Below are 25,078 nucleotides of genomic sequence, written 5' to 3' on the forward strand. Positions count from 1 at the left end.
GCAATGTCTTTGGTAAAGGGTAAACCCGTGGCTGTGCTGCCACGAAATACCCGCTGTGCTAACGTATAACTTTCATCTTGCGATAACCCTTGTGCTACATAATCGCGATAAATATCAACAAATTCAGCGCCATCAATCACTTTAGTGACCGCTTGAATACGATTCACTAGTTTCGACAAACGCCGTGGCGTTGATTTTAGCGTAATGATCTCAGTGAGCACCGCCAGCCCTTCTTGTGTCACCGTTGAACTGGGGGTGCCTTTACTCAAGCAGGTTAAATACGGCTGCGCTAAGCCATTTTGGGTTGTGCCTACGTGGATCCACCCTTCGTGTACTTCTAAAATATCCAGTTCCCGCTGTGAAAACTTCACATCTTGGTTAAGCTTAATATTATTGGCTCCCGCCGCCGCATCACTAACAATGCCATCACTGAGCATCACTTCAACATTGATGCCAGGCATACTAGCGTTCACTTGCTCTGATAAGATACGCACCGCATCGACGGCGGCGATATTTTTCGGATCGCTGGGTAAAATATTTGCATCGAGTAAATTTTTTAATGGCAATTCTAACATATTGGCCAGTTCTGCAAGCGAAGGTTCACCGGCATGAAACAAGTCTTTAGGGTGACCAAACAATTCCACCGACAAGTCGTGAAACTCCGGCGTGCCACGGTATTCAAGCATGCTTAGCACAGTTTTATACTCGCTACACATTTTCCCCATATACTGAGCAATTGGATTCAACTGACCTAATTGGTTAATAATATTGCGGTGCAAAGTAGAAAATGCTTGGCGTAACTCACTCGGATCAAAGCCTAAATTACGCTGTTGGTAATAGGCACTATCAACCGTTGGGTTGTGTTGACACTTTTGTCTAAAAAACTCCTCTTTCACTTGTTTATCCCAATTAATTGCATCCAAAATTCTTATTGGCGCTTGCAACGCAATTAATTGATCTGATAACTCACGTGTTTTAACGAGTAATGCCTTGTCTATCATGGTCTAAGCTCAGCTATAAATGAACCGTGAGCATAGAACAAAAAAGCCAAACTACAAAGAAAATTTAAAACTTGAATTTAACCTGATCGTTACGCATATTTAATGAGTAACATATTTAAAAACTTAAGGTTACATGATGAAAAACGAACTCGACAACAAACAAATTTTAGCAGCCTATGAACGCATCATTCAACGGGGTGAGCAAACCGATGAAGGTAAATTTTATCAAGGTATTACCGCTCTTTCTGACGTTGATGGCTACACGATATACCTTGAAGGCAGTGGCGCCACGCTTCGCTTTGGCTTTCACAATACTTACCATCTCGATTATGAACATGAAAAGCTCAGAGATGACTTTTTGAAAAAACTGCAGAACATTGCCAATGAAAGTTAATGTTTACACCCAAACCACGAAAACGCCGCACTAACCATTACGATAGCCACTTTATAGCTGCTGTGATTGCTGAACTTAAAGCACAGCCACACAAGGTAGCCATTATTCGCGCTAACTTGGCCTATTACCGCACACAAAACCATCTTAAACGCGGCTTTTTACTTGCTATTGAACGATTCGATTGGGTTTTTGCAGCCTGTCATGATGTTGATGAAATGTGTGCGCAAATTATGGCTGATGATTATATTGGTCAGCGGTTGCGCCGCTACCCTTTGTTGTATAAAGGGGTGCTAGCCGACAACTAACTACCAGCGAATAACCATTGAGTAAACGCCATTGCGCCACCTTGCTTTGCTTGATTTATAACCAAACCAACTAACACCATTAATTTCCTGCTTCGGTTACCTTTTGCACAATAAGTAACCAAACAGGCCTACTGAAAATACTATTAGAGCTCTAATAGTTACCACTCTAAACAATTAATTTGATTAAAATGAGCAGTAAATTGTCGACATAATTTTCACGTCATCATATAAACCAAGAAACCCACATAAGAAATTGATTTTAAATAGCTTTACCTCATATTTTAATTTATTTCTTACCACTACTGAAACGCAAGTTTTATTAATAATTCATCTACAGTTTGACATCTTAACATTTACTTAACTGTTGAATTGTTAGAGCTATTACCTTAAGCTTATGTTTATTGAACGGTCAATTAAGAATAAATATGCCTAAAGTTGGAATGGAACCTGTCAGGCGTCAACAGCTAATTGATGCCACTATTGAGTCGGTAGCAGAGCGCGGTTTGCAAGCTACAACAATTAGCAGTATCAGTAAAAATGCGGGGTTGTCGTCGGGGATTATCAGCCATTATTTCGGCGGTAAGCAGGGACTAATAGAAGCCACTGTAAGGTATTTATTGACCAACTTAAAAAAAGAGCTCATTCGCAAAGTAACGCCAAACACAAATGCCAATAATCGTCTAATGTTTATTATTGAAGCAAACTTTGCCTTGGTGCAACAACGCCATGATACAACGCGAACTTGGTTAAGCTTTTGGGCGCAATCAATGCATGACGCCGAATTACACCGATTACAAAATGTAAACAGTAAGCGCTTGCAAAGTAACTTAGCATTTTCTTTTAAGCAATTAATGCCTACTGAACAAGCAAAGCAAGCTGCCGAATTAAGTGCAGCGATGATTGACGGCCTGTGGTTACGAGCAGTGCTAAGTCAATCAGATGAAAATCAGTTTAAACACAGTGAAAAGCTAGCAAAAAGTTATGTTCATTCACTCATCAAGCAATTTGGAGCCTAGCGTGACAACACCTGTCTATCAAAATTTTATTAATGGCCAATTCCTAGCAAATAAATCTGGCCAAACTTTTGCTGTAAAAAACCCTGCAACCGACGAAGTGATTTACTCGGTAGAAGTAGCCGATGAATTTATTCAAAATGCCGCAATTGAAAGTGCAAAACAGGGGTTTGCCGTTTGGTCAGCAATGTCGCCCATCGAGCGCAGCCGTATTTTACTTAAAGCCGTAGCCCTATTACGTGAGCGTAACGATGAGCTGGCATTAGTTGAAGTGCTTGATACGGGTAAACCAATGCAAGAGGCTAATTGTGTTGATATTGAAACCGGTGCCGATGTGATTGAATTTTTTGCCGGGTTAGCCCCCGCGCAGGTAGGTCAACAACAAATGGTAGGCAGCGATTTTTACTATACCCGTAAAGAGCCTTTAGGCATTTGTGCCGGTATTGGCGCATGGAATTACCCACTGCAAATTGCTTGTTGGAAATCAGGCCCGGCGCTGGCTGCTGGTAACGCCTTTATTTTCAAACCCTCTGAAGAAACGCCGCTGGGCGCAATTAAGCTTGCTGAAATTCTAGCCGAGGCCGGAGTACCTGCCGGTGTGTTTAATGTAGTGCAAGGTGCAGGCGATGTAGGTCAATGGTTAACCCAACATGCAGAAATCGATAAGGTGTCGTTTACCGGCGAAGTCGGAACCGGTAAAAAAGTAGTTGCCAGTGCCGCGGGCACGTTAAAAGATGTCACTATGGAGCTTGGCGGTAAATCACCACTGATAGTGTTTGATGATGCCAACATTGAGCAAGCAGTTAGCGCTGCCATGTTAGGAAACTTTTACACCCAAGGCGAAATTTGCACTAACTGCACCCGTATTTACGTACATAAAAATGTGTATCAGCAGTTTATTGAGCAACTTAAAACGCGCACCGAGCAAAATATTATTGCCGGCGACCCACAAGACTTAAACGTTAATTTTGGTGCACTGATCTCTAAAAAGCATCAAGACTTAGTAATGAGCTATATCAATAAAGGCATTGCAGAAGGCGCCACGTTATTAACCGGCGGCAGCACACTGGCACCGGCATCGGCACCAAACGGCTACTTTGTTGCCCCCACAGTGTTTATTGATTGCAACGATGACATGACCATAGTCAAAGAAGAAATTTTTGGCCCGGTGATGAGCGTATTAGTGTTTGATGATGAAGACGATGTAATAGCTCGTGCCAATGGCACCGATTTAGGCTTAGCAGCGGGGGTATTCACCAGCGATATTAAACGTGCGCACCGTGTTATTCATCAGCTGCAAGCGGGAATTTGTTGGATCAATGCCTATGGTAACTCACCGGCAGAAATGCCTGTAGGCGGGTACAAGCAATCGGGTATTGGCCGCGAAAACGGCATCGAAACACTTGATACCTACACTCAAACTAAATCTGTTTATGTTGGTATGGCCGACATTGAAAGCCCATTTTAAGGAACCCTACCATGAGTAATAATTACGATTATATTATTGTTGGTGCGGGCTCTGCAGGCTGTGTACTGGCAAATCGGTTATCGGCCGATAGCAACAATAATGTGTTACTTTTAGAGACTGGCGGCAGCGATAAAAATATTTTTATTAAAATGCCGACTGCGCTATCAATCCCAATGAATACCGATAAGTTTGCTTGGCAGTTTCATACCCAGCCTGAGCCTTATTTAGACAATCGCGAAATGCATTGCCCGCGTGGCAAGGTATTAGGCGGCTCTTCGTCTATTAATGGCATGGTGTATGTACGTGGTCACGCCAAAGATTTCGACGAATGGCAACAACACGGCGCCAAAGGCTGGGATTACCAATCGTGCCTACCTTACTTTAAAAAAGCGGAGAGCTTCTATTTAGGTGGCAACAGCTATCGTGGCGATAACGGCCCCATAGGGGTCAACAACGGTAACGAAATGGCCAACCCGCTGTACGGCGCCTTTATAAAAGCCGGTGCCCAAGCAGGTTACGCCACCACCGATGATTACAATAGTGCACAGCAAGAAGGCTTTGGGCCAATGCATATGACCGTTAAAGACGGTGTACGCAGCTCAACTGCCCGTGAATACTTAGACCCGGTTAAGTCTCGCAGTAATTTAACGATTGTCACCAGTGCATTGGCGCAACGTGTGCTACTGGATGGCAAAACAGCCACCGGCGTCGAATACAAAGTCAATGGCACAGTTAAAACCGCGATGGCCGCCAAAGAAGTAATATTAAGCGCAGGCTCCATTGGTTCGCCACATTTATTACAACTGTCTGGCATTGGCGATAGCGATGTACTCACTAAAGCGGGTATCGAAGTCAAACATCACTTACCCGGAGTAGGACAAAACTTACAAGACCATCTGGAGTTTTATTTTCAGTATAAATGTAAGCAACCCATTACCCTGAACGGTAAGTTAGGCTTGATTTCAAAAGGCTTAATTGGGGCACGCTGGTTACTTACCCGTAAGGGGCTGGGCGCCACCAATCACTTTGAATCGTGTGCATTTATACGCTCTAAACCTGGCGTTGAATGGCCAGATTTACAGTATCACTTTTTACCTGCAGCAATGCGCTACGACGGCCGCAGTGCCTTTGCCGGCCATGGTTTTCAAGTTCACGTAGGCCACAATAAACCTAAAAGCCGTGGCAGTGTTACCGTTGCATCAGCGGACCCTGAGCAACCACCTAAAATTATTTTTAACTACTTACAGCATCAAGACGACATTGAAGGCTTTAGAGCATGTGTACGGCTCACCCGTGAAATTATCGAGCAAAGTGCCTTTGATGAATACCGCGGCGAAGAAATTCAGCCAGGTAAAGACATTCAAAGCGATGCCGAAATCGATGCCTTTGTGCGCCAAGCGGTTGAGAGTGCTTATCACCCATCGTGCTCGTGCAAAATGGGTGAAGATGACATGGCGGTGGTTAATTCTGACACTAAAGTGCACGGTATTGACGGGTTACGCGTGGTTGATTCGTCTATTTTCCCCACCATACCCAACGGTAATCTTAACAGCCCTACTATTATGGTGGCCGAAAAAGCCGCGGATATTATTTTAGCGAAGCCGCCATTAGCGCCGTTAGATGCCCCGGTTGCTATGACTGCTGAATGGCAAACCAGTCAACGTAATAGCAACATCTAAATTAAGCCCCTGCTCTTGGGATAGCCATTAACGGTTACCCAAGAGAAGACTTGCAGTGGCTCACAAGGTAAATAGGTTATCTTGTGTTAATGCAAGAAAAACAATAATCGGAGTATGTATGAATTATTTTTATTTATTTTGGGAGGGTGACAATGACTATTTGGCTTAGTGCTGGAATTATCTTTACCCTACTTGCTATCGCACTCATTTTATATAAATGGGGCACAGTGCGCGTTGTAGGCGTGACGCCGGTGCGCACTTTTACCTTTATTGCGATCTTATTTACCTCTGGCCTCGATGTTGGCCTCATTATGTTTCCGTTAACCGAATTTGCCGGTTATGCAGACATAAAAGCAAGCCCAGAATACGCATTTGCAAATCCACTGGCGATAGAGTTTGGCTATTGGGGATTTTTGATCTGGGGATTTTACTTTCTTACGTGCTTTTATTTCTGTGTAATAGAACCCAAAGTTAAATTTTTTGAAATTCCATGGGTTAAGTTCATCAATAACGTGGTGATCATCGGAACTTGTGCATTTACCGCTTATTTGTTACTGACAAATTTACCTTGGTATTTACCTGAGTTAGGCGATGGTGAAAGTGTTATCACTGAGTTTTACTTAATTGTTTTAGCCGCTATTTGTTTAGCCGTTTACTCAAGCACCGACATTAAATATGTACGTATCTTAAGTATTTCAACAACTTGGCTGTTTATCGCATTAATTGCCTTTATGTGGTTTGGTGCCTTTGCTGTGGGTGACAGTCAACTGTCTGCCTTTACGGATAACTTAACAGATATCGGTAGTTACTTTGCTAATATTCATCAGTTTGTACTACCACTTAATGATTATCACGAGTTTTATTTATTCTGGTGGTTTGCGTGGAGTATTATGATTGGTCAATTTACCTCGCGTTTTGTTGGTGGCTTGAGAACCTACCAAGTGCTTTGCGCTATGCTGGTGTTCCCGTCAATTCCAATCGCAATTTGGTTCAGTGTGCTTTATCAGTACCATGAAGCGGGGATCCCCACACAAGGGCTAAAAAACTTCGCGATGATATTTGTCGGCATTATATTTGTGATCAATTCACTGGACTCACTGATCCGCTTATACACAGATAACTTAAACTTAACCGTAAAGCGTTTCGGCAAAGCTAAATATATGACTATTAACATTGTCGCATTAGCGTTACTAACCCTATTGTTTAAGCTTGAATTTTTACAAATACAATGGGTCGGTGCATTAGTTATCGCCTTATTCTTTGTTTGCCTTGCTTATATTGGTTACAACAAATTAGGCACCGTGGGCGATATTGTCGGCTCACCAAAAGCAAACAAAATTGATTATAAAAAAATAGATACCGTACACTAGGAACAAACATGAATAACACACTTAAACAACTTGCAATCGCACTACCCTTGAGCTTTTTGTCAACCGCAACTATGGCAAATTGGTCGACCACTATCACTGCTGCTTCTGACTATACCTTTAATGGGGTAAGCCAAACAGATAATGATCCGGCGCTACAAGCTAGCCTTGATTACGCCTTTGATGATGGTGTTTACGCCGGTGTATGGGCATCTAACGTTGACTTTGGCGACGACACTGACTTTGAGCTAGATGCTTATGTAGGCCGCTACGTACAACTTAATGATCAGGTGAGCCTTGACTACGGTATTGCTTATTACACCTACCAAGGTAATAACAGCGACTTTAATTATGGCGAAGCGTATAGCAAATTTGGTTATGCCAGTGAGCTGGGGCAAACTGAGCTTAACTTTTGGTATAGCTGGGATTACTTTGGCACCGGTGCTGGGCATGTTATAACTGAAATTGCGCATACTTACACGTTAGCGCCGAACCATGCACTGCGTGCCAGTTTTGATATTTCAAACTCACTTGACGGTGACAAATGGGCGTGGGATAGCAACCAGAAAAAATCGTATCACCACTACCGTTTAGCGTATCAAACCAGTTATGCCGGATTTGGTATTGAAGTGGCCGCTGAAAACACCAGCCTAGACTACGACTACGCCGATGAGCGTATTGTACTGGCGGTTTCGCGCACCTTTAACTTGTAACTAGCGCATATAGTTACCGCTTAATTAAAGCCACCTTAAACCGGTGGCTTTTTATTGCTTAACAGACTACCCCGCCCACCCGATACGTTTAAAAATAATAGCAAACGCACTCAATCAGCAAACACTGATATCGCCACTAAAGCGCGCTAATCACATCACGTAAATAACAGGCTCTAGTTATGCTCTATGTGTTATTGCCACGTACTGAGTAGATTATTGAAACAGTTAAAATGAAGATGCTTTTATTGGCTAGCTATTATGGTTATTCAAAAACTATAATTATCAATATCACGCGTTATCGGCAATGCTTCAGCTACGCTCACAATAACTGCTGTTTATAATATTTTGCTTAACTAAATAGGCTAACAAAGGCGTTTAAACTACAAAAAAGCCACTTTAGCGAAACGGCCTTTGCATCATTTATGAACAACACAATGACTAATCGCCAATTTCCCACGCACTGGTGCCCGTTGACGATAAATGCCCCATGCTTTTATTCAGCACTTTATTACCCACATTAATGGACGTTTCTGGGCGGCTAACTAAATAGCCTTGTACTGAACTGACGCCAATGCGTTTTACCAGTTCAAATTGCGCCACTTCCTCAACCCCTTCGGCAACTATTTTAAGCCCTAACTTTTGCCCCAACTCACTTATTGAAAACAGAATGTCATTGTATTTTTGGCTTTTATGCGCTTGAGTAATAAACGAACGGTCTATCTTTATTACGTCGATTGGTAAATCTGCCAAGGTGCTTAATGAGCTAAAACCAGTACCAAAGTCATCAATCGCTATAGTGACCCCTTGCGCGCGTAGTTTTTCTAATTCTTTAATAATATTCGCGTTAGCCTTGATAAAAATCGACTCAGTGATCTCAAGCATTAACGAAGTTGGCGGTAAGCCAGTTTTTTTCAGACACTCCATCACCCAGTCGTAAATCGGCCGATGTTTTAACTGCACCCCAGATACATTGACCGATATTTTAACTTTACGCATACCAGCATTGTGCCATGCCGCCATTTGTCGACATGACTCCAGCATGATCCAATCACCCAACTCTAAAATTAAGTTCGATTCTTCAGCAATGGGAATAAATTCAATCGGTGATATCATCCCTTCCACGGGGTGCTCCCAACGTGCCAACGCTTCAAAATAGTCAATCATGCAATCTTCAACATGCACTATCGGCTGAAACGATAAGAAAATATCTTTATGAGCCACGGCTAACCTTAGCTCTTCGAGCAAGTAATGATAGCGGCGCATTTTCTTACCCATTTCAGGTGAGTACACTTTAAAGATACCTTTGCCATCATGTTTTGCTCTATACATAGCCACATCAGCAAGCTGTAATAATGCTTCTGGCGATGACGCACTTTCAGGGTAAGTGGCAATACCGATACTGGCACTGATTTTGATAATTTTATTACCTAGTATAAAGTCTTTTTCAAGCTCACTCAGTACATGGGTGGCAATATCGATCACTTGTTGCTCATCGCTCACGGTTTCGATAAAAATAGAAAATTCATCGCCCCCTAAACGCGATAAATTTTGCTCTAACTTATTCACAGCACTTATATTATTTAATTTATTATGGCGTAACACATTCGCTAAGCGCGTGGCTACTTGCACCAGTATTTCATCACCAAAACTGTGGCCAAAAGAGTCATTCACTTTTTTAAAGCCGTCTAAATCAATAAATAGCAAGGCACATTTTAAGTCTGCAGAGTTGACTAAATTTATTTGCCGGTCGATATGTTGAATAAATGCATGACGGTCTATCAGTAAAGTAAGTTTGTCTTGGCAAATACTAGTTTGCGTTTGCTTCACATAATTTTTCACATGGCTATTTAAAGTATTTATTGATTCACTCAAATTAGACAGGCTAGTGGGTTTATCTGTTTGTTTTTTTTCTAAGTTAAACGCTTCAAGCAGTGCATCAGTTTGTCGATTAAGCTGGGCAATTTTCACTGAAAAGTAATGCTTTTTACGCTCTCTTTTAATAAAAACCGTGGTGGCAAGTATAAGAATAATAAAGACAAATAAATTTCTTGGCGACGTGAGCGAGGTGAGCAGCAGCTCTTGAGCTTTAACAGTGATATATTCGCTTTGCGTGGTCTTAACTAATATATAACTAATATTTTGATGCTGTACAATATAATAACCGTTTAAAGCTAAATTGTACCAGGGCGCGATCGTAATCGAGGAGGTGTTTTTATCAAAACTATGTACGACGATATTTGGATTAAATAAATTTACACTATCTATTTGATTTTTAAGCCCAATATTAACACTAAAGCATAATGATATGACCATTAACACTATGATACTGATCGTTTTAAATTTATTCATTTAAGGTCCATTTTGCTGCTGTGTATCATAAAGCATAAATAAAATTAAGGTAATATTTTTGTTTTTAGTATCAAATGCTAATGTCGGTTAAAGAGCTTGAGTATAGCCGCCTAGTGTAAAATTCGCTAAAGCAAATTTTACACTAGTTTAACCTTTTAATACATTCCATCCACCAGCTCGATAATTTTCTCTTTTGCATCGATAAATTTATCGAGTCCACCACCGGTGCGATAGCTAGCTTGGGCTATTTTCTCATTTGTTTTAGCATCATTCACCCATATATTGGCATAAGCCATATATAGCGCCAAATCCCAGCGCCAATTAGCCACGTAATAGGCTATAGCCTGGCAATCTGTGGTATCAGCGCCGAGTAAATCCGTTTGGTATTCTTGATGCTTAACAACGTAATTGGCTGGAATAACCCGTGTTTGTACATTATGTTTAGCAAAACCGGTTTGCAGTGCCGTAATAACGCCTTCACGCACTTCTTTATGCTCTGCAATACAGACAATTTTAGGGGCACTGTTACCTTCAAAGCGGGTGATATCTTGTTTTGCCGCACACCCTGCAAGGGTTACTATTGCTGCCGCTGTTATAGTCAGCTTTAACGCTTTCATGATAAATCCTTTTAAGTTATTGGTTATGTTTATAGCTGCCACGCATAGCTTAGCTTAGTAAAAAAGGTACGTTGCTCACGCTCTAAGCTTCTTAAGCTATCGTCTTGATAGCCCTTATCAGAATAGCCTAAATAAAACAGTGTTTGCGCATTAATTTTATAAGAATAAACAAGTTGGCTACCATAGTCTTTATTTATTTGGCTCACTTGAAAATAATAAGCCGCTTCGTTACGGTCAATGTCTTCAAACTGCAAAATCAGCTTCAACATTGAACGCATATTAAATTTATAATAAAGCCTAAAATCAACTAAATTAGCGGTAAACACTCGCTCCCCTTGCGGGTTATCTAACTGACTATAGTTATGCGTAACATCCACTTGCCAGTGATCGTTAATATCCCACACCGCTTGGGTTTGTGTGTCAATCGCATCCCCTAATTGCTCATTGCTGTAGTCAATCCTTTTGGCGTACTCAATATAACTTGACAGCCTTAAATCTTTTGTCGGCTTAATAGCCGCAAATACAAAGCCGATATTTTGATTATAAAATTGACTATTATAATTTTCATAGCGATGCACTAAACCGACTTCTAATAAAGACTGTTTTTGGCCTTTAAAGCTTAAAAATCCTTGGTATTGTTGTTGCAGTAACTCCCCACTTTGTGCCCAGCTTTTATGCCAGTCAGCCTCGTATGACCACGAAGTAATTAAGTCAGCTTCATCACGGTACCAGGTTTGCCCGCCTCCCAAGCCCACTTTTTCATAATCGACTTTCGCTTGGTAGCCTAAGTCACTGCGATAATCTTCACCGATATTTTCATAGTCGGCAAAGAGTTTATAATCTCGCTTATCGCGGGTTAATTTAAGGGCATAGGCTTGTCCGGACTGGTTGGCGGCTAAGCCATAGTTTTCCATTAACAATGCAGAGTTTGCACTGTCGGCATGGGCCAATTGGTAACTGAGGGTGTCTGATTGATTGAACCAATAACTGCCATCTAGCGACAGCACAGAATTATGATAATCGTCACTTTCACGATGCGTCGTCGACACCCCTATTGTACCTTGCTGGCCGATATCATACTGATAGCGCCCTGCAGCCGCTTTGGTGGTTTGGTTTAAATTTGCAAAGCCAGAGCCCTGATTACTCGGCAGTAAAATGTTGCTATTGTCATCATCAGCTAACATTAAAGCGTAACTATGACTGCCCGTTTTGCCCGTTAGTTTAGCGCCTAGGGTCGGCTGTGCAATAGTGCGAGTATACAGCAATTCAAATAAGCTACTTTTAAAGTATGACGCGCCATCTAAAAAGAACGGGCGCTTTTCAGCGTAATAAATAGAGTAAGTGGTATTGACATCTAACGCTAATGAGTCGGTTTCCACCTGAGAAAAGTCGGGGTTGATGGTGGCATTGAGCACCATGTCTTTGCTGATTCCCCAGCGTAAATCCATGCCAAGCTCAGTGTCTACATCACCATTATGCCAATCACCCGGAAGCTGTGTTTTACTGTCGTTACGTAACGCAGTGAGCGTCGGCGTGAGTTGCAAGTTGTTGCTCGCGGCAATGTTTTCAAAGCCAACCAGTTTATCAAATTGGCATAAGCTGCATTTTATATCTCGGTCATAACCGGTACTCGACAACTGATATAACACATCGCGCTGGTAATTTCGCATCACCGAAAAGCCCCAGGTTAACTGCTGTTTATTTTGTGCAAAGCGCAGCGCCTTAAACGGAATGCGCATTTCTACCACATAGCCTTGTTCAGTAATTTGTCCGGCACTGTCCCAAATCGCGTTCCACGATAGATCTTGTTGCCAGCCATCGGTATCTGTCATGCGAATATCCCCCTGTGCACCCAGAGGGTTAACGTAAAACTCATAACCGCTGCGTTCATCGTTAAAGGTATCGATTATCAAGCCTACGCTATCATCTTGCCACAGCGTATCTCTGTCACGTAGTGCCGCACGAATTTGACTCGGATCGGGGTCGTAGGCAACAAATGCCACATATAAGTGAGTGCCATCTTCATAAATATAGGCATCGGTTTTTACCGGCGGCACGCCTTTTTCATTCGGTTCATCTTGATATTGCAATGCAATATAAGTGGCATCTTGCCAATGTGCTTCATCCATCACGCCATCAACGGTAATATTTTTATTAATGCGAGTTAATGAATAGTGCTGTTGCTCTGCGTAAGCATTGGAGTTAGTGACAAACACAAAAGTGAAACTTACCAGTGCCAAAAGCCAGTGTGTTGTTATTATTTTTAGGTACTGCATAAACATCCATATAGACTTATGTTACTCAAATTAGAGTAATTATTCCTTCAAGTGTAATTTATGTCAGTACGTTTGTTAATAGCTTGATAAGATATTTATGTAGTTAATTAACGAATGGCTGAACAATGTCAGGGGGGGATTGGGCTAGGTTTCTAAATATTTTAATTTATCAGCGACCCCATTCCACTGCGCAGCATCATCAGGAGCAGGCTTGACCTCGGTAATGCGCGGCCAAATAAGCGCAAGTTCGGCGTTAAGTTCTGTAAACTCTTGTTGTGATGCCGGGAGTTCATCTTCTTGAAAAATGGCATCAGCATCACATTCAGGGACACATAAACCGCAGTCAATGCAATCTATTGGGCTAATTGCTAAAAAATTCGGACCTTCAAAAAAAGCATCTGCTGGGCACACCGAGACACAATCGGTGAACTTACATTTAATACAATTTTCGGTGACAACAAAAGCCATAGTGGTTTAATACCTGAAGTTTTAATAATAACAGTCACGGATCATACCCATGCACAACGAAAACACAATATATAAGTGCCATAAGCATGCTATTTAACGTAATATAGCTGAGGTACACTTTACCCTATGCCACAACCCTTTTGTGAGCGGAACTAACTACCGCTAAGACACCTAAAAGAGATAAAATGATACGTTTAACCGAAATAAAGCTGCCGCTGGATCATCCCGATGGCGCCATTGAACATGCTATTCTCAATAAATTAAACATTAAGCCTGACCAACTTAATAGCTTTAATGTATTTAAACGCGGCTATGATGCGCGTAAAAAAAGCGCTATATTACTGATCTATACCTTAGATGTAGACGTGGCAAACGAAGCAGTTCTGCTGGCAAGCTTTGAAAAAGATCAGCATGTTAAGCTAGCGCCAGACACCGCTTATCAATTTGTGGCACAAGCACCCGCTAATTTGCAACAACGCCCCGTAGTGATTGGTTTTGGCCCATGTGGTTTATTTGCCGGCTTAGTGCTGGCGCAAATGGGCTTTAAACCGATTATTTTAGAGCGCGGCAAAGAAGTACGTGAACGCACTAAAGACACCTTTGGCTTTTGGCGTAAACGCACCCTTAATACGGAGTCAAACGTACAGTTTGGCGAAGGCGGTGCGGGCACCTTTTCAGACGGCAAACTCTATAGCCAAGTAAAAGATCCGAAACATTATGGCCGTAAAGTCATTACCGAGTTTGTGGCAGCCGGTGCTCCCGAAGAAATTTTATACGTGAGCAAACCACACATAGGCACCTTTAAACTGGTGACTATGGTGGAAAAAATGCGCGCTCGTATTATAGAGCTTGGCGGCGAAATTCGTTTTAGTACTCGCGTCGACGATATTCATTTACAAGACGGCCAAGTAACTGGCTTAACCCTCTCTAATGGCGAGCAGCTCAATACCCGTCATGTGGTGCTTGCTGTCGGTCACAGCGCCCGCGATACCTTTGATATGCTTTATAACAAAGGCATTTATATGGAAGCGAAACCCTTTTCAGTGGGCTTTAGAATCGAGCATAAGCAATCGATGATTGATGAATGCCGCTTTGGCGACAATGCCGGGAATCCAATTTTAGGCTCTGCCGACTATAAACTGGTTCACCATTGTGATAATGGCCGTACCGTGTACAGCTTTTGTATGTGTCCAGGTGGTACGGTAGTGGCGGCCACCTCTGAAGAAGGTCGAGTCGTTACCAATGGCATGAGCCAATATTCACGCAGCGAGCGCAATGCCAATAGCGCCATTGTAGTGGGTATTTCACCAGCCGAAGACTTTCCGGGTCACCCATTAGCGGGAATTGAGTTACAACGTCAGCTTGAAGAGCAAGCCTATACACTAGGTGGCAGTAATTATGATGCACCAGCACAGCTCATTGGCGACTTTTTAAAAGGTAAAACATCGGCCGCATTAGGTGATGTACAATCGTCATACACACCGGGTATTAAATTAACCGACTTAGCCAACGTACTGCCGAAGTATGCCATTGATGCAATTCGTGAGGCTATTCCAGCATTTAATAAACAAATTCGTGGTTTTTCGACTAACGATGGTTTACTCACTGGGGTAGAAACCCGTACCTCGTCGCCAGTCAGTATTAAACGCGATAAAACCCTACAAAGTATTAATACCAAAGGCCTTTACCCTGCTGGCGAAGGCGCAGGCTACGCCGGTGGTATTTTATCGGCCGGTATTGATGGCATTAAAGCTGCTGAAGCGGTGGCACTGTCAATGCTAGAAAACGCAAAGTAATAACTTGATTTCATCAAGTCATAAAAAAACCTGAGCAAGCTCAGGTTTTTTTATGGTTACCGAACGCTATCACGGTTATTTTTTCAGCGACAGTTTTGCGCCTTTTAAGCTTTTACGTATTTTTGCAATACGCGAACGGTTAACCGCTCTGGCTTCACCGGTTGCTTGGCCTGATGGCTTATTTGCACGAGTACGGCGTAAATGCGCCGGTTTTTTACCAATTTTATCAATCAATACTTCACGATTACTGACTTCGTAACCGGCTAAGTAAACACGCTTAATTTTTTGACCAATTAAGGTTTCAATTTCAAATAGCATGTTTTCTTCTTCGCGACTGACAAACGATATTGCTTGGCCTTCTTTACCGGCACGGCCAGTTCGGCCAATACGGTGTACATAATCTTCTGCAAGCCAAGGTAAGTCAATATTAATAACGCGGGGTAAACCGTCAATATCTATACCGCGCGCCGCCACTTCGGTAGCCACTAATACGCGCACTTTACCTTCTTTAAATTCACGTAAAGCACGACGACGATTACCTTGTGACTTATCGCCATGGCACACTGCAGCCGGAATACCATCTAGATTAAGTTCGGTGACTAGCTCATCGGCGGTTTCTTTCATGTTGACAAACACCAGCACTTGCTGCCAGTTTTTCTTACCAATCAGTTCCGATAGCAGCTCTTGTTTACGGCGCTCTTCTACTGGGTAAACCACATGCTGTACTGTGCTTGCGGTACTGTTAGTTTGATCAACACGAACAATTTCTGGCTGCTTTAATACTTTAGCAGCAAATTGTTTAATCGCCGGCGGGAATGTCGCCGAAAACAATAATATTTGACGCTCTTCAGCGCAGCTTTTTATGATGCTTTGCATTTCTTCAATAAAGCCCATATCAAGCATACGGTCAGCTTCATCAAGGACTAAATGCTTCACGCTGGCAAGGCTTAAATTACCTAAACGAATATGATCCAGTAAACGCCCTGGCGTTGCTACCACAACATCTACGCCTTCTTTAAGTGCATTAGCTTGCCCTGCGGTATTAACACCGCCAAATAAGCTCACTACTTTGAGCGGCGTATGCTTGGCAAAGTCTTTAAAATTATTAGCAATTTGCTCTGCAAGTTCACGCGTAGGCGCAAGCACTAAGGCATGCGGGGCATTAGTACTGCTAAGCGCTGCGTCAAATAATTTTTGAATGAGTGGTAAAGCAAACGCGGCGGTTTTGCCGGTACCAGTTTGGGCACTGGCTAAAACGTCTTTACCTTTACGAACAGCGGGTATTGCTGCGCGCTGAATGGGCGTAAGGGTGTGGTAATTAAGTTCGTCCAACGCCTGGATGATTTCAGGAGCGAAACTAAAAGATTTAAAATTCATGCTGTATAACCTGCGGCCACATTATCAAGGGTCGCAAATTATACAGCAAAATAGCTAAAACAGTTAGTTATAACTTAACATTTAAATAATGCGTTATTCTGCTTGGTAGCGTTTAAATATTAAAGAAGTATTAATACCGCCAAACGCAAAGTTATTACTCATCACATAATCGGTGCTCATTTCCCGTCCCTGTGCGGTAATGTAGTCAAGTTGGGCACATTCGGGGTCAAGCTCAGTGAGGTTTAGTGTCGGGGCAAACCAGTTATCGTTCATCATATTAATGCTCGCCCACGCTTCAATCGCGCCACACGCACCCAGCGTATGCCCCAAGTAACTCTTTAATGAACTAATGGGTTTCGCGCCTAATGCATTAAAGGTCGCATGCGACTCGGCTATATCACCGCGGTCGGTGGAAGTACCATGGGCATTAACGTAGCCAATCTGCTGCGCGCTTAAATTGGCATCTTGCAGTGCTTGCTCTATCGCTATTTGCATGGTTTTAGCGGTCGGTTGCGTTACATGCTCTCCATCACTATTACAGCCAAAGCCCACCACTTCAGCTAAAATGTGAGCACCGCGCGCTTTGGCATGTTCGTATTCTTCTAAGATCAGCGTGCCAGCCCCTTCGCCAATCACTAAGCCATCGCGGTTTTTATCAAACGGTTTGGGAGTCAGTTTGGGGCTGTCGTTTTTGGTGCTGGTAGCATATAAGGTATCAAACACCGCCGCTTCGGTAATACACAGCTCTTCTGCGCCCCCCGCGACCATCACTTTTTGTCGGCCAAATTTAATCGCTTCGTAGGCATAACCAATGCCTTGTGAACCCGAGGTACACGCCGAGCTAGTCGTAATCACCCGCCCTTTAATACCAAAAAACACCCCTACGTTCACCGGTGCGGTATGCGCCATCATTTGGATATAACTGGTTGCAGTCACCCCTGACATAGAGCCCGAGTCCATCATTTTCGCAAACGCCACCAGCGGCGGCGTCGAGCCAATCGATGAGCCATAAGACACCCCGGTTGAGCCATCGGTTAAGCTTGGATGATCCAGTAACGCAGCTTGCTGCAAGGCGCGCTCTGTGGCGCAGGTCGACATTAACGCCACCCGCCCCATTGAGCGTATTTGCTTGCGTTTATAATGACTTGGCCGCTGAAAATGAGTTACTGGCGCGGCTAAACGGGTATTAAGTTCTTGCGCTTTGTCCCATTCGGGCATGGTCGTAACTGCATTTTCGCCTTTAACTAACGCGTCTTTAAACTGCGTCCATTCATCGCCTAACGCGGTGATCACCGACATCCCTGTAACAACAACCCGTTTCATTACACCATACCGCCGTTTACTGAAATGACTTGGCGAGTAATGTACGCCGCGTCATCTGAAATTAAAAACGCCACTGTCCCTGCCACTTCGTTTACGCTGCCCATACGCTTTAGCGGGATCATTTTCAGCATCTCATCAACCGGTAACTCGTCGGTCATCGCGGTTTCAATTAACCCCGGTGCCACGCAGTTCACGGTGATTTTTCGCTTAGCCAACTCCAGCGACAACGCTTTAGTAGCACCAATAATGCCCGCTTTCGCCGCACTGTAATTTACTTGGCCGCGATTACCAGCAATGCCCGACACCGATGACATAGTAACAATACGACCCCCTTTACGGTTTTGTACCATCGGCATTACCGTAGGGTGCACCACGTTGTAAAAACCATCAAGTCCGGTGCGGATCACACTGTCCCAGTCTTCCCCTTGCATCGCTGGAAATGCCATATCCTGGGTAATACCAGCGTTACACACCACACCGTAATACGCGCCATGGGCGGCAATATCTTGCTCAATGCTTGCTTTGGCGGCGGCTCTGTCGCACACATCAAACTGCAATAAACTGGTTTTTTGACCTAGTGCCTGTATTTCCTCACAGGTAGCTTGTGCATTTGCTACACCGCTGCGGCAATGCACTGCAATATCGTAGCCTTGTGAGGCGAGTTTTAGTGCAATGGCTTTGCCAATGCCACGGCTGGAGCCGGTTATTAATATACGTTTATTCATTGGTTTTCTCTTATAAATTGCAGCGGGTTTTCTGGCTGAAAAACATTAATTTTTGCCTCGCACAGCAGTGCGTCATTTGCTTCGATGCGGCAATCAAAAACACTTAACCCCGACTCTTCTTGATACAGCTTGTGCACTTTAATCGCTAAGGTATGATCTTTTTTAAACACACTGTGATGAGTTTGGTATTTGCGGCTGCCAATTAAAAAGCCGATTTTAGTGGCTTGTTGCTTGTCTTTGGCAAGTGCACCAGCATACGCCGCAATAGACTGCGCCATATATTCAATACCTATGTAGCTGGGTACCCCCGCAATAGCCGCATTATAAAAAGGGCTGTGCTCGGTAATCGTCACGGCGCAACTCGCGCTATCAGCGTTATAGTCGGTTAAGCTATCAATTAAGATCATCGGTGCATCGTGCGCAAGCACTTGCTCTATCGTGTAATTATTCATTGTGAATGCCTAAAATTAAGCTGGCATTATTACCACCAAATGCAAACGAATTTGATAAGCAATAACGTAGCTTAGGTTTAAATGCTTGTTTAATTATTTTTATATCAGCCACGTTAGACGCTGTTGTTAGGCTGTTGTACGGCAGTGCATGCTGCCCTTGCCCCTTTAATAGCAGCCAACACAATGCCGCTTCTATCGCCCCTGCAGCCCCGAGGGTGTGCCCGGTTAAATGCTTACTTGAGCTCAGCGGCGTATTGTTGCCAAACACACGGTTAATTGCAAGCGCCTCCATGGCGTCATTTTTAGGTGTTGCGGTGCCATGGGCGTTAATATAATCAATGTCGTGAGCGGCCAACTGCGCTTGTTGTAACGCGTTTTGCATCGCTATTTGTGCCCCTAAACCATTCGGATCGGGGGCCGAAATATGGTGTGCGTCTGAGCTTTCACCGCCACCACATAACGCAATCGCATTGTCGGTAACGGCGCTTTCACCTTGGGTCATCACAAACAGCGCCGCCCCCTCACCAATATTTATACCATCTCGGTTGCTAGAAAACGGCTGACATAACCCGTCACTTAACGATGCCAGGGCATCAAAACCATTAATCGTCAGTTGGCACAAAGTATCAACCCCACCACAGATCACCACATCTGCCATATCGGCTTTTAATAGCGCTCGCGCACTCAGTAGTGCTTTAGCACTGGAGGTACACGCGGTGGAAATACTGTAGCACGGCCCTTGTGCCCCTAGTTGCTGTGCTATGTACTGCGCCGGAGTTGCAAGCTCTTGCTGATAATAGTCAAAGTCTGTTGGCCACTGTGAAGTGTGTTCAAACACCGCGCGGGCGCGCTCACCATCTTGAATGCCCGAGGTGCTGGTGCCTAACACCACCGCAATGCGCGACTTATCTATATGAGCCAGTTGCGCAAGGGTGGCCTGTAATTGTGCTAAACACAGTTCAATAAAGGTGTTAATGCGCTTTGCTTCATCTAGCGCCACCTCATTTACCATGCCAACATACAGTGGACGCTGCTGCGCACTCAGCGTTGTATTACGCTGTAATAATGGCGTGTCAGTGTGGTAGTTATTTAAACTTGCGAGTGTTGCTTGCTGTCCAACGCCCATCGCGCTGACCACGCCTACGTCATTTAGCCAATATGTCACTGCGTCACCTTTTTAAACGTTATTTTATAGTCGCGAATGTTATTTTCAAGCGTGGTGGTATCACCCTGATAACGGATACGGTATAAGGTACTTCCCGCGTGTGTTATCAGCCGCTGGCTGCCCGTTTGCACCACTTTGGCGCCGGTTAATTGCTGTGTTAAATATTCAACCGGCCAATGCACCAATGCGATATCGGCAAGTACAAAGGTGGCATCAAGCGCAACACCGGGCAGCATTTTGGTGCTTTTCATTGCCTGATACGCGGCTTTTTCAAGTTCAATAATTGGCAAGCCCTGACTGGTCATGATCAACAGCTTCAGCGTGCCTGCGTTATCGACTGCCAGTTGCGATAATAACGTATGCTGCTGTTGCTGATTAGTCACATACATCACTTGCTGCCATGTTTGCCCCTTCATGCTGGGCGCCATCGTATCTAAATTTAACATCACCTTAGGGGCTATTTCTAGCGCGGCGTTGCTGCGATAGTAACTGCTACAGGCTGTCAGCAATATGCAAGGCAGTAAGAGTAATAACCGCCAAGCCATTAACTGCGACATAATTGCGCCAATACCGCTAATCGACGCTCGCTTTGCGCCACGTACGGATTGTCGGTATCCCAAGCATAACCGGCTAAAATTGCGCTGATCATGGCGGTGACTTGCTCATTTTGCTGAGGATAAAATATCACATCTTGAAAGCGGCCATCGTACCAACCACTAACAAAGGTTCTAAAACAGTCAACCCCGGCTTGGAGCGGCTGTGCATAGCGTTGTTGAAAATCAACCGGCTCATTACGCAAGTATTCATCCACTAACGGCGCAATTAAACTCGCTGATTTAAGGGCGATGGTGACCCCGGAGGAAAATACCGGATCTAAAAATTCTCCAGCATTGCCCAATAAGGCAAAGTGCGGCCCGTATAAGGTACTGACATTGGCCGAATAACCACTGATGCTGCGCGCCGGTCCAATTAGCTCACGCTGTGCTAATAGCCGTTTTAAATTAGCATCTTGCTCTAAAAAGCAATTTAATATTTCACTTGGCTCTGCGTCTTTATGTGCGCTAAAGCGTGCAGCTTGCGCCACCACGCCAATGCTTGCAGTGCCATCACTAAACGGAATAAGCCAGTACCACACATCTTGGTGCTCGGGGTGTACGGTGATCAGTATTTTATCGCGATCAAAGCTTGCATCTGTAATGTTATCGCGAAAATGACTAAAGTACGCACTGCGCAGCGGAAAATTGGATGGCGACTCTAGGTCTAATAGTTTCGGTAATACGCGGCCAAAGCCGCTAGCATCCAGTACAAAACGCCCTTTCACCGTGTAGGCGTGCTGCTGCGCATCCTCAACCAGCAATGTAGCGCCATCGTCCTCGTCGGTATAACTTTTTACACTATGCTGATAACGGATTTCGGCCCCTTGACGCTGTGCATTATCGGCCAGTAACTTATCAAACTGCGCTCTTTTAACTTGGTAAGTAGTGCCCGGCCCTGCTGAAAACTTTTTGGTAAAATCAATGGCGGTGTCGTATCCGGCGCGATGAAATGCAGCGCCGTTTTTAAATTGAAAGCCCAGTGTGGCCGCGTCTTGGTGCAGTGCCTCAACAAGGTTTGCTTCGGCCAGATACGCCATACATTGCGGTAGTAAACTCTCTCCAATAGAAAAGCGTGGAAACCGCTGCTGCTCAAGCACTAATACGCGCCAGCCTTTTTGTACTAATAAACTACTTGCCAGTGCGCCAGAAGGGCCCGCACCAATCACAACCACATCGTACTGCTCAAAGTTGCTCACGTTTTCATTCCTTTTCAACCCGTAATACCGTTAACGGCGATAATATATACACCGCTAAAATACCTACCATCACAGTAAGCCCAAAACTAAAAATTGCTGGCGTGCTTGATGCGCTTAACATGCCAAACACCCACATAGACGACGCAGCCGACAAACTAATCGCCAATACATTACTAGGTTGTAATTTGTTTATTTGATAAAACACCAAGTAATCAATTGCTAATGCAATCACTAATAACGCGCCAAGCAAATTAAACAAAGATAAACTGCCCTGAATGCTATTACACAGCCACAGCATGCTGGCCACCACCCCTGCCAAACTAACAACTTGTAATGCCGCTACTTTCGCCCCAAAGCGCCAACTAAACAACAGCCAGCTAATGGATGCCGCCACCGCGAGAGTGAGCAGTAAATAATGCCGATAGTCGCTTAGTAAGGTACTGATTTGTAGCGCTTTGTTATATAAAAACACCTCGGGGTAATTAACTAACTCTGCTGATAATGCAGCGCTGTCAATGCCTGACACCGACATCCAGCTGATGGCTTGATCAGCTGTTACCACCATTTGCGATAACAATAGCGGCTTAAACGCACTGTTCACTAAGTTGTCGTAGCTTAGCGTTTGTGCGCCAGTGGTGACAATGTTTTGCCCGGTAATTTGCTCGCTCAGTGCAAATAGCCCGTCTTCTTTAGCCTGTTGAAACAGTGCTAAATTTTGCTGTTGCTGGGCGACACTCGGCAACCAACGGGTAATTGCATTATGGCTAAATTCGGGATTTTGCGCACTTAACGCCGCGAGTAACCGCTGCTGTTTTTGTAATAGCTGCTCGGCGTTATCAGCAAATAGCACAATAATATGGCTTTGCCATTGACCGAGCAGCGTTAAATGTTTTTTCTCGTTGGCCATTAACTGCTTTGAGCTTGCATTAAGCAGTCGAATATCATCGTTAAATGTCACGGGTTTCAACACATACAGAGCTGTTAACAGCACAGCTAAAATAATAAACAGCGGCTTTTTCAGCGTATTAAAGCGCACTAACTGCTGGGTTACCTTGGCACTGACAGCAAGACTGGCCGGTGATAAGCACAGCGCTGTTTGCCAATTGGGCAAAATTAACAACGTAAATAACCAAGCACTCACTAATCCGGCAATTACGAATACGGCCACTTGCGCTAGTAAGCTTAAGGGGGCGCCCAGTAACGTGCTATACCCTAATAGCGTGGTGGTGAGTGATAATAGTAACGCAGCTTTAACGCCGTTACTGTAACCTGGTTGCGGTGTACTTTGTGTGTGCTGCGCCGCTAAATCGGTCATGCCATGAAACGCATAGTCGATTGCAATGCCGATTAAGGTTACCGCAAACACTAAAGTGAGCAAATGCACGCTATGAAACACCGACAACAGTGCTATTGCACCACCCATCAATGCGCTCAGTACGGTAAAGCTGGCTAATAACACACTGTTTAAGCGCCTAAAAACCCAAAACACCATAACAACCAAAGCCAATAAGCTAATGCCACCAAACAGGCTCATTTCGTATTGTGCTTGTTGGCTATTTTCTGCGGTATGAAACAGTACTCCGGAATAGCGAATAACGGTATTTGGGTAGCGTTTTTCGAGGCTAGCGATTTTATTTTTTATGTTGTTGGCAAGGCTAACGGCCTGATTAATGCCCAGCTGTGAGGTGCCCAAGGTGGCAAATATTAACGTATAGTCAATACCATCATAGCGACGCGTTAGTCTATTTTGTTGCAGCGAAACAACTTGGCTTTGCAGTAAATTATCGCGAATAAACGCGGCTAAACTCAAGCTGTTATCTGCCGCTAGAGTACTGCTTACAAATGGGTCGCCCAGTTGATTAAGCTGCGTTAAGTAAGCGTGCTCAAAACGGCGTTTATTTTGCAGTTGCTGTTTATACGACTCACTCAATAAGGCGTATTTATAGGGCGCAAAAGTGGCGGCTAAACTGGTTACGCTCGGCCAATTAAAGGTACTGTGGATCTGTTGCTGTGCAAGCCAAGCAGTTAACGCGTCGTGCGCAGCTTCTTTGTGCTTACCAGCAAATGAAAACATTACGTTATCGGCATTTTTTGCAAAAAATAGCTGCTCAGCACGCGCCATTTTTGCCTGCGACGGCGGCAATAAACTTAACATATCGGCGCTAAATAGTGGCTTATTAAGCCACAGCACAGCGCCTAACAGCATGGTTAAGCTACTAAACCAGATGATCAGCATACCAAAGCGTTTATTCACTCTACTCTTCCCTTAGTTAATTAACTTAGCGGCTATAACACAGGCGTTTCGGGATAACTAAACTCAATGGTGGTTTTACTGCCAGAGTGCTCGTAAAGGGTAATACTGCTCACCACTTGCTGGCTTTGACACAACTTAAAATAGCTAAACAACTGTTGTAATAGCGTGTCTTTTGGCGTGAGTAATAGACATTCCTGCTGCGCCTCAATGTTAAACCGTGCTGCCAGCGCGTTCATATCAACGCGCAATAAATCGGTTAATAAACCCACAAATTGCTCACTGCCGGGTTGCGGCCTAAGTTCACCTTGACTGTTTTCAATCAACACTTGGCCGTTCTCTACCACTAAGGTGTTTTGTACCGGCGTTTGTACTTGCCAAATCAGCTTTTCCTGGTGCAGTGAAAATACACCCGTGGAAACAAACGGCTCAGCAAAGCCGGCAAACTGTTTAAATTGCTTGAACTCACCTTCAATGGCGCTCGCATTCACGCCACTGACGATTAAAATTGATACACAGATCAGTAGGTATTTAAACAGTGCCATAA

The 25,078-nt window shown here is 44.0% G+C and carries 22 protein-coding genes; 8 read left to right on the forward strand and 14 right to left on the reverse strand.

Annotated features, from left to right (window positions below; all coding sequences use genetic code 11):
* On the reverse strand, positions 1-1,001 hold a 1,001-nt coding region (locus ABYB02_RS01935; RefSeq protein ID WP_372760520.1), incomplete at its 3' end, for a flavohemoglobin expression-modulating QEGLA motif protein.
* A 136-nt stretch (positions 1,002-1,137) separates the two neighbouring features.
* On the opposite strand from ABYB02_RS01935, the gene ABYB02_RS01940 reads away from it, so the two are divergent.
* The 7 genes from ABYB02_RS01940 (at position 1,138) to ABYB02_RS01970 (ending at position 7,940) form a co-directional block, all read left to right on the forward strand.
* Positions 1,138-1,395: a DUF3081 domain-containing protein gene (locus tag ABYB02_RS01940; RefSeq protein ID WP_372760598.1), complete on the forward strand. Its 258-nt coding sequence runs from the start codon at positions 1,138-1,140 to the stop codon at positions 1,393-1,395.
* Entirely contained in the window at positions 1,395-1,700 is a 306-nt protein-coding gene (locus tag ABYB02_RS01945) for a hypothetical protein (RefSeq protein WP_372760522.1), read from the forward strand. The genes ABYB02_RS01940 and ABYB02_RS01945 overlap by 1 nt, the downstream gene beginning before the upstream one ends.
* Before the next feature lie 440 nt (positions 1,701-2,140).
* Entirely contained in the window at positions 2,141-2,716 is a 576-nt protein-coding gene (betI, locus tag ABYB02_RS01950; RefSeq protein WP_372760600.1) for a transcriptional regulator BetI, read from the forward strand.
* Between the two features lies 1 nt (position 2,717).
* Positions 2,718-4,181 carry a betaine-aldehyde dehydrogenase gene (gene betB / locus ABYB02_RS01955; protein WP_372760524.1) on the forward strand — a complete coding sequence of 488 codons (1,464 nt, stop codon included), beginning with the start codon at positions 2,718-2,720 and terminating at the stop codon, positions 4,179-4,181.
* A gap of 11 nt (positions 4,182-4,192) precedes the next feature.
* Positions 4,193-5,860, forward strand: coding sequence for a choline dehydrogenase (gene betA, locus ABYB02_RS01960; RefSeq protein WP_372760526.1), 1,668 nt, complete (start codon positions 4,193-4,195; stop codon positions 5,858-5,860).
* 152 nt (positions 5,861-6,012) lie between these two features.
* The gene (locus ABYB02_RS01965) at positions 6,013-7,230 is read left to right on the forward strand and encodes a BCCT family transporter (protein WP_372760528.1); all 1,218 of its coding nucleotides are present in this window, start codon (positions 6,013-6,015) and stop codon (positions 7,228-7,230) included.
* Between the two features lie 8 nt (positions 7,231-7,238).
* The gene (locus ABYB02_RS01970) at positions 7,239-7,940 is read left to right on the forward strand and encodes a TorF family putative porin (protein WP_372760530.1); all 702 of its coding nucleotides are present in this window, start codon (positions 7,239-7,241) and stop codon (positions 7,938-7,940) included.
* Positions 7,941-8,378: 438 nt separating this feature from the next.
* Here the strand turns inward: ABYB02_RS01970 and ABYB02_RS01975 are convergent, their stop codons facing one another.
* The 4 genes from ABYB02_RS01975 to fdxA form a co-directional block, all read right to left on the reverse strand.
* The gene (locus tag ABYB02_RS01975; RefSeq protein ID WP_372760532.1) at positions 8,379-10,289 is read right to left on the reverse strand and encodes a putative bifunctional diguanylate cyclase/phosphodiesterase; all 1,911 of its coding nucleotides are present in this window, start codon (positions 10,287-10,289) and stop codon (positions 8,379-8,381) included.
* A gap of 155 nt (positions 10,290-10,444) precedes the next feature.
* Entirely contained in the window at positions 10,445-10,906 is a 462-nt protein-coding gene (locus ABYB02_RS01980; RefSeq protein ID WP_372760534.1) for an Sbal_3080 family lipoprotein, read from the reverse strand.
* Positions 10,907-10,935: 29 nt separating this feature from the next.
* Positions 10,936-13,182, reverse strand: a complete 2,247-nt coding sequence (locus ABYB02_RS01985; RefSeq protein WP_372760536.1) for a DUF5916 domain-containing protein — start codon at positions 13,180-13,182, stop codon at positions 10,936-10,938.
* A gap of 144 nt (positions 13,183-13,326) precedes the next feature.
* The gene (fdxA, locus tag ABYB02_RS01990) at positions 13,327-13,650 is read right to left on the reverse strand and encodes a ferredoxin FdxA (protein ID WP_372760538.1); all 324 of its coding nucleotides are present in this window, start codon (positions 13,648-13,650) and stop codon (positions 13,327-13,329) included.
* 185 nt (positions 13,651-13,835) lie between these two features.
* On the opposite strand from fdxA, the gene ABYB02_RS01995 reads away from it, so the two are divergent.
* A complete protein-coding gene (locus ABYB02_RS01995) occupies positions 13,836-15,446 on the forward strand; it encodes an NAD(P)/FAD-dependent oxidoreductase (RefSeq protein WP_372760540.1) in 1,611 nt (536 codons plus the stop codon).
* A 75-nt stretch (positions 15,447-15,521) separates the two neighbouring features.
* Here the strand turns inward: ABYB02_RS01995 and ABYB02_RS02000 are convergent, their stop codons facing one another.
* From ABYB02_RS02000 to ABYB02_RS02040, 9 genes are all read right to left on the reverse strand, one after another.
* Positions 15,522-16,823, reverse strand: a complete 1,302-nt coding sequence (locus tag ABYB02_RS02000) for a DEAD/DEAH box helicase (protein WP_372760542.1) — start codon at positions 16,821-16,823, stop codon at positions 15,522-15,524.
* A gap of 93 nt (positions 16,824-16,916) precedes the next feature.
* Positions 16,917-18,146: a beta-ketoacyl-ACP synthase gene (locus tag ABYB02_RS02005; RefSeq protein WP_372760544.1), complete on the reverse strand. Its 1,230-nt coding sequence runs from the start codon at positions 18,144-18,146 to the stop codon at positions 16,917-16,919.
* Entirely contained in the window at positions 18,146-18,871 is a 726-nt protein-coding gene (gene fabG / locus ABYB02_RS02010) for a 3-oxoacyl-ACP reductase FabG (protein ID WP_372760546.1), read from the reverse strand. The genes ABYB02_RS02005 and fabG overlap by 1 nt, the downstream gene beginning before the upstream one ends.
* Positions 18,868-19,323, reverse strand: a complete 456-nt coding sequence (locus tag ABYB02_RS02015; RefSeq protein ID WP_372760548.1) for a 3-hydroxylacyl-ACP dehydratase — start codon at positions 19,321-19,323, stop codon at positions 18,868-18,870. Before ABYB02_RS02015 ends, fabG begins: the two co-directional genes overlap by 4 nt.
* Positions 19,316-20,488, reverse strand: coding sequence for a beta-ketoacyl-ACP synthase (locus ABYB02_RS02020; RefSeq protein ID WP_372760550.1), 1,173 nt, complete (start codon positions 20,486-20,488; stop codon positions 19,316-19,318). Before ABYB02_RS02020 ends, ABYB02_RS02015 begins: the two co-directional genes overlap by 8 nt.
* Positions 20,485-21,045, reverse strand: a complete 561-nt coding sequence (locus ABYB02_RS02025; protein ID WP_372760552.1) for a DUF3261 domain-containing protein — start codon at positions 21,043-21,045, stop codon at positions 20,485-20,487. The genes ABYB02_RS02020 and ABYB02_RS02025 overlap by 4 nt, the downstream gene beginning before the upstream one ends.
* Positions 21,033-22,280 carry an NAD(P)/FAD-dependent oxidoreductase gene (locus tag ABYB02_RS02030; protein WP_372760554.1) on the reverse strand — a complete coding sequence of 416 codons (1,248 nt, stop codon included), beginning with the start codon at positions 22,278-22,280 and terminating at the stop codon, positions 21,033-21,035. The genes ABYB02_RS02025 and ABYB02_RS02030 overlap by 13 nt, the downstream gene beginning before the upstream one ends.
* A 4-nt stretch (positions 22,281-22,284) precedes the next feature.
* Positions 22,285-24,534: a transporter gene (locus ABYB02_RS02035; RefSeq protein WP_372760556.1), complete on the reverse strand. Its 2,250-nt coding sequence runs from the start codon at positions 24,532-24,534 to the stop codon at positions 22,285-22,287.
* Positions 24,535-24,566: 32 nt separating this feature from the next.
* Complete coding sequence (locus ABYB02_RS02040; RefSeq protein ID WP_372760558.1) at positions 24,567-25,076, reverse strand: outer membrane lipoprotein carrier protein LolA; 510 nt, start codon at positions 25,074-25,076, stop codon at positions 24,567-24,569.
* Positions 25,077-25,078 lie beyond the last annotated feature (2 nt).

Source organism: Pseudoalteromonas sp., assembly GCF_041613455.1.
Taxonomy (GTDB): Bacteria; Pseudomonadota; Gammaproteobacteria; order Enterobacterales; family Alteromonadaceae; genus Pseudoalteromonas.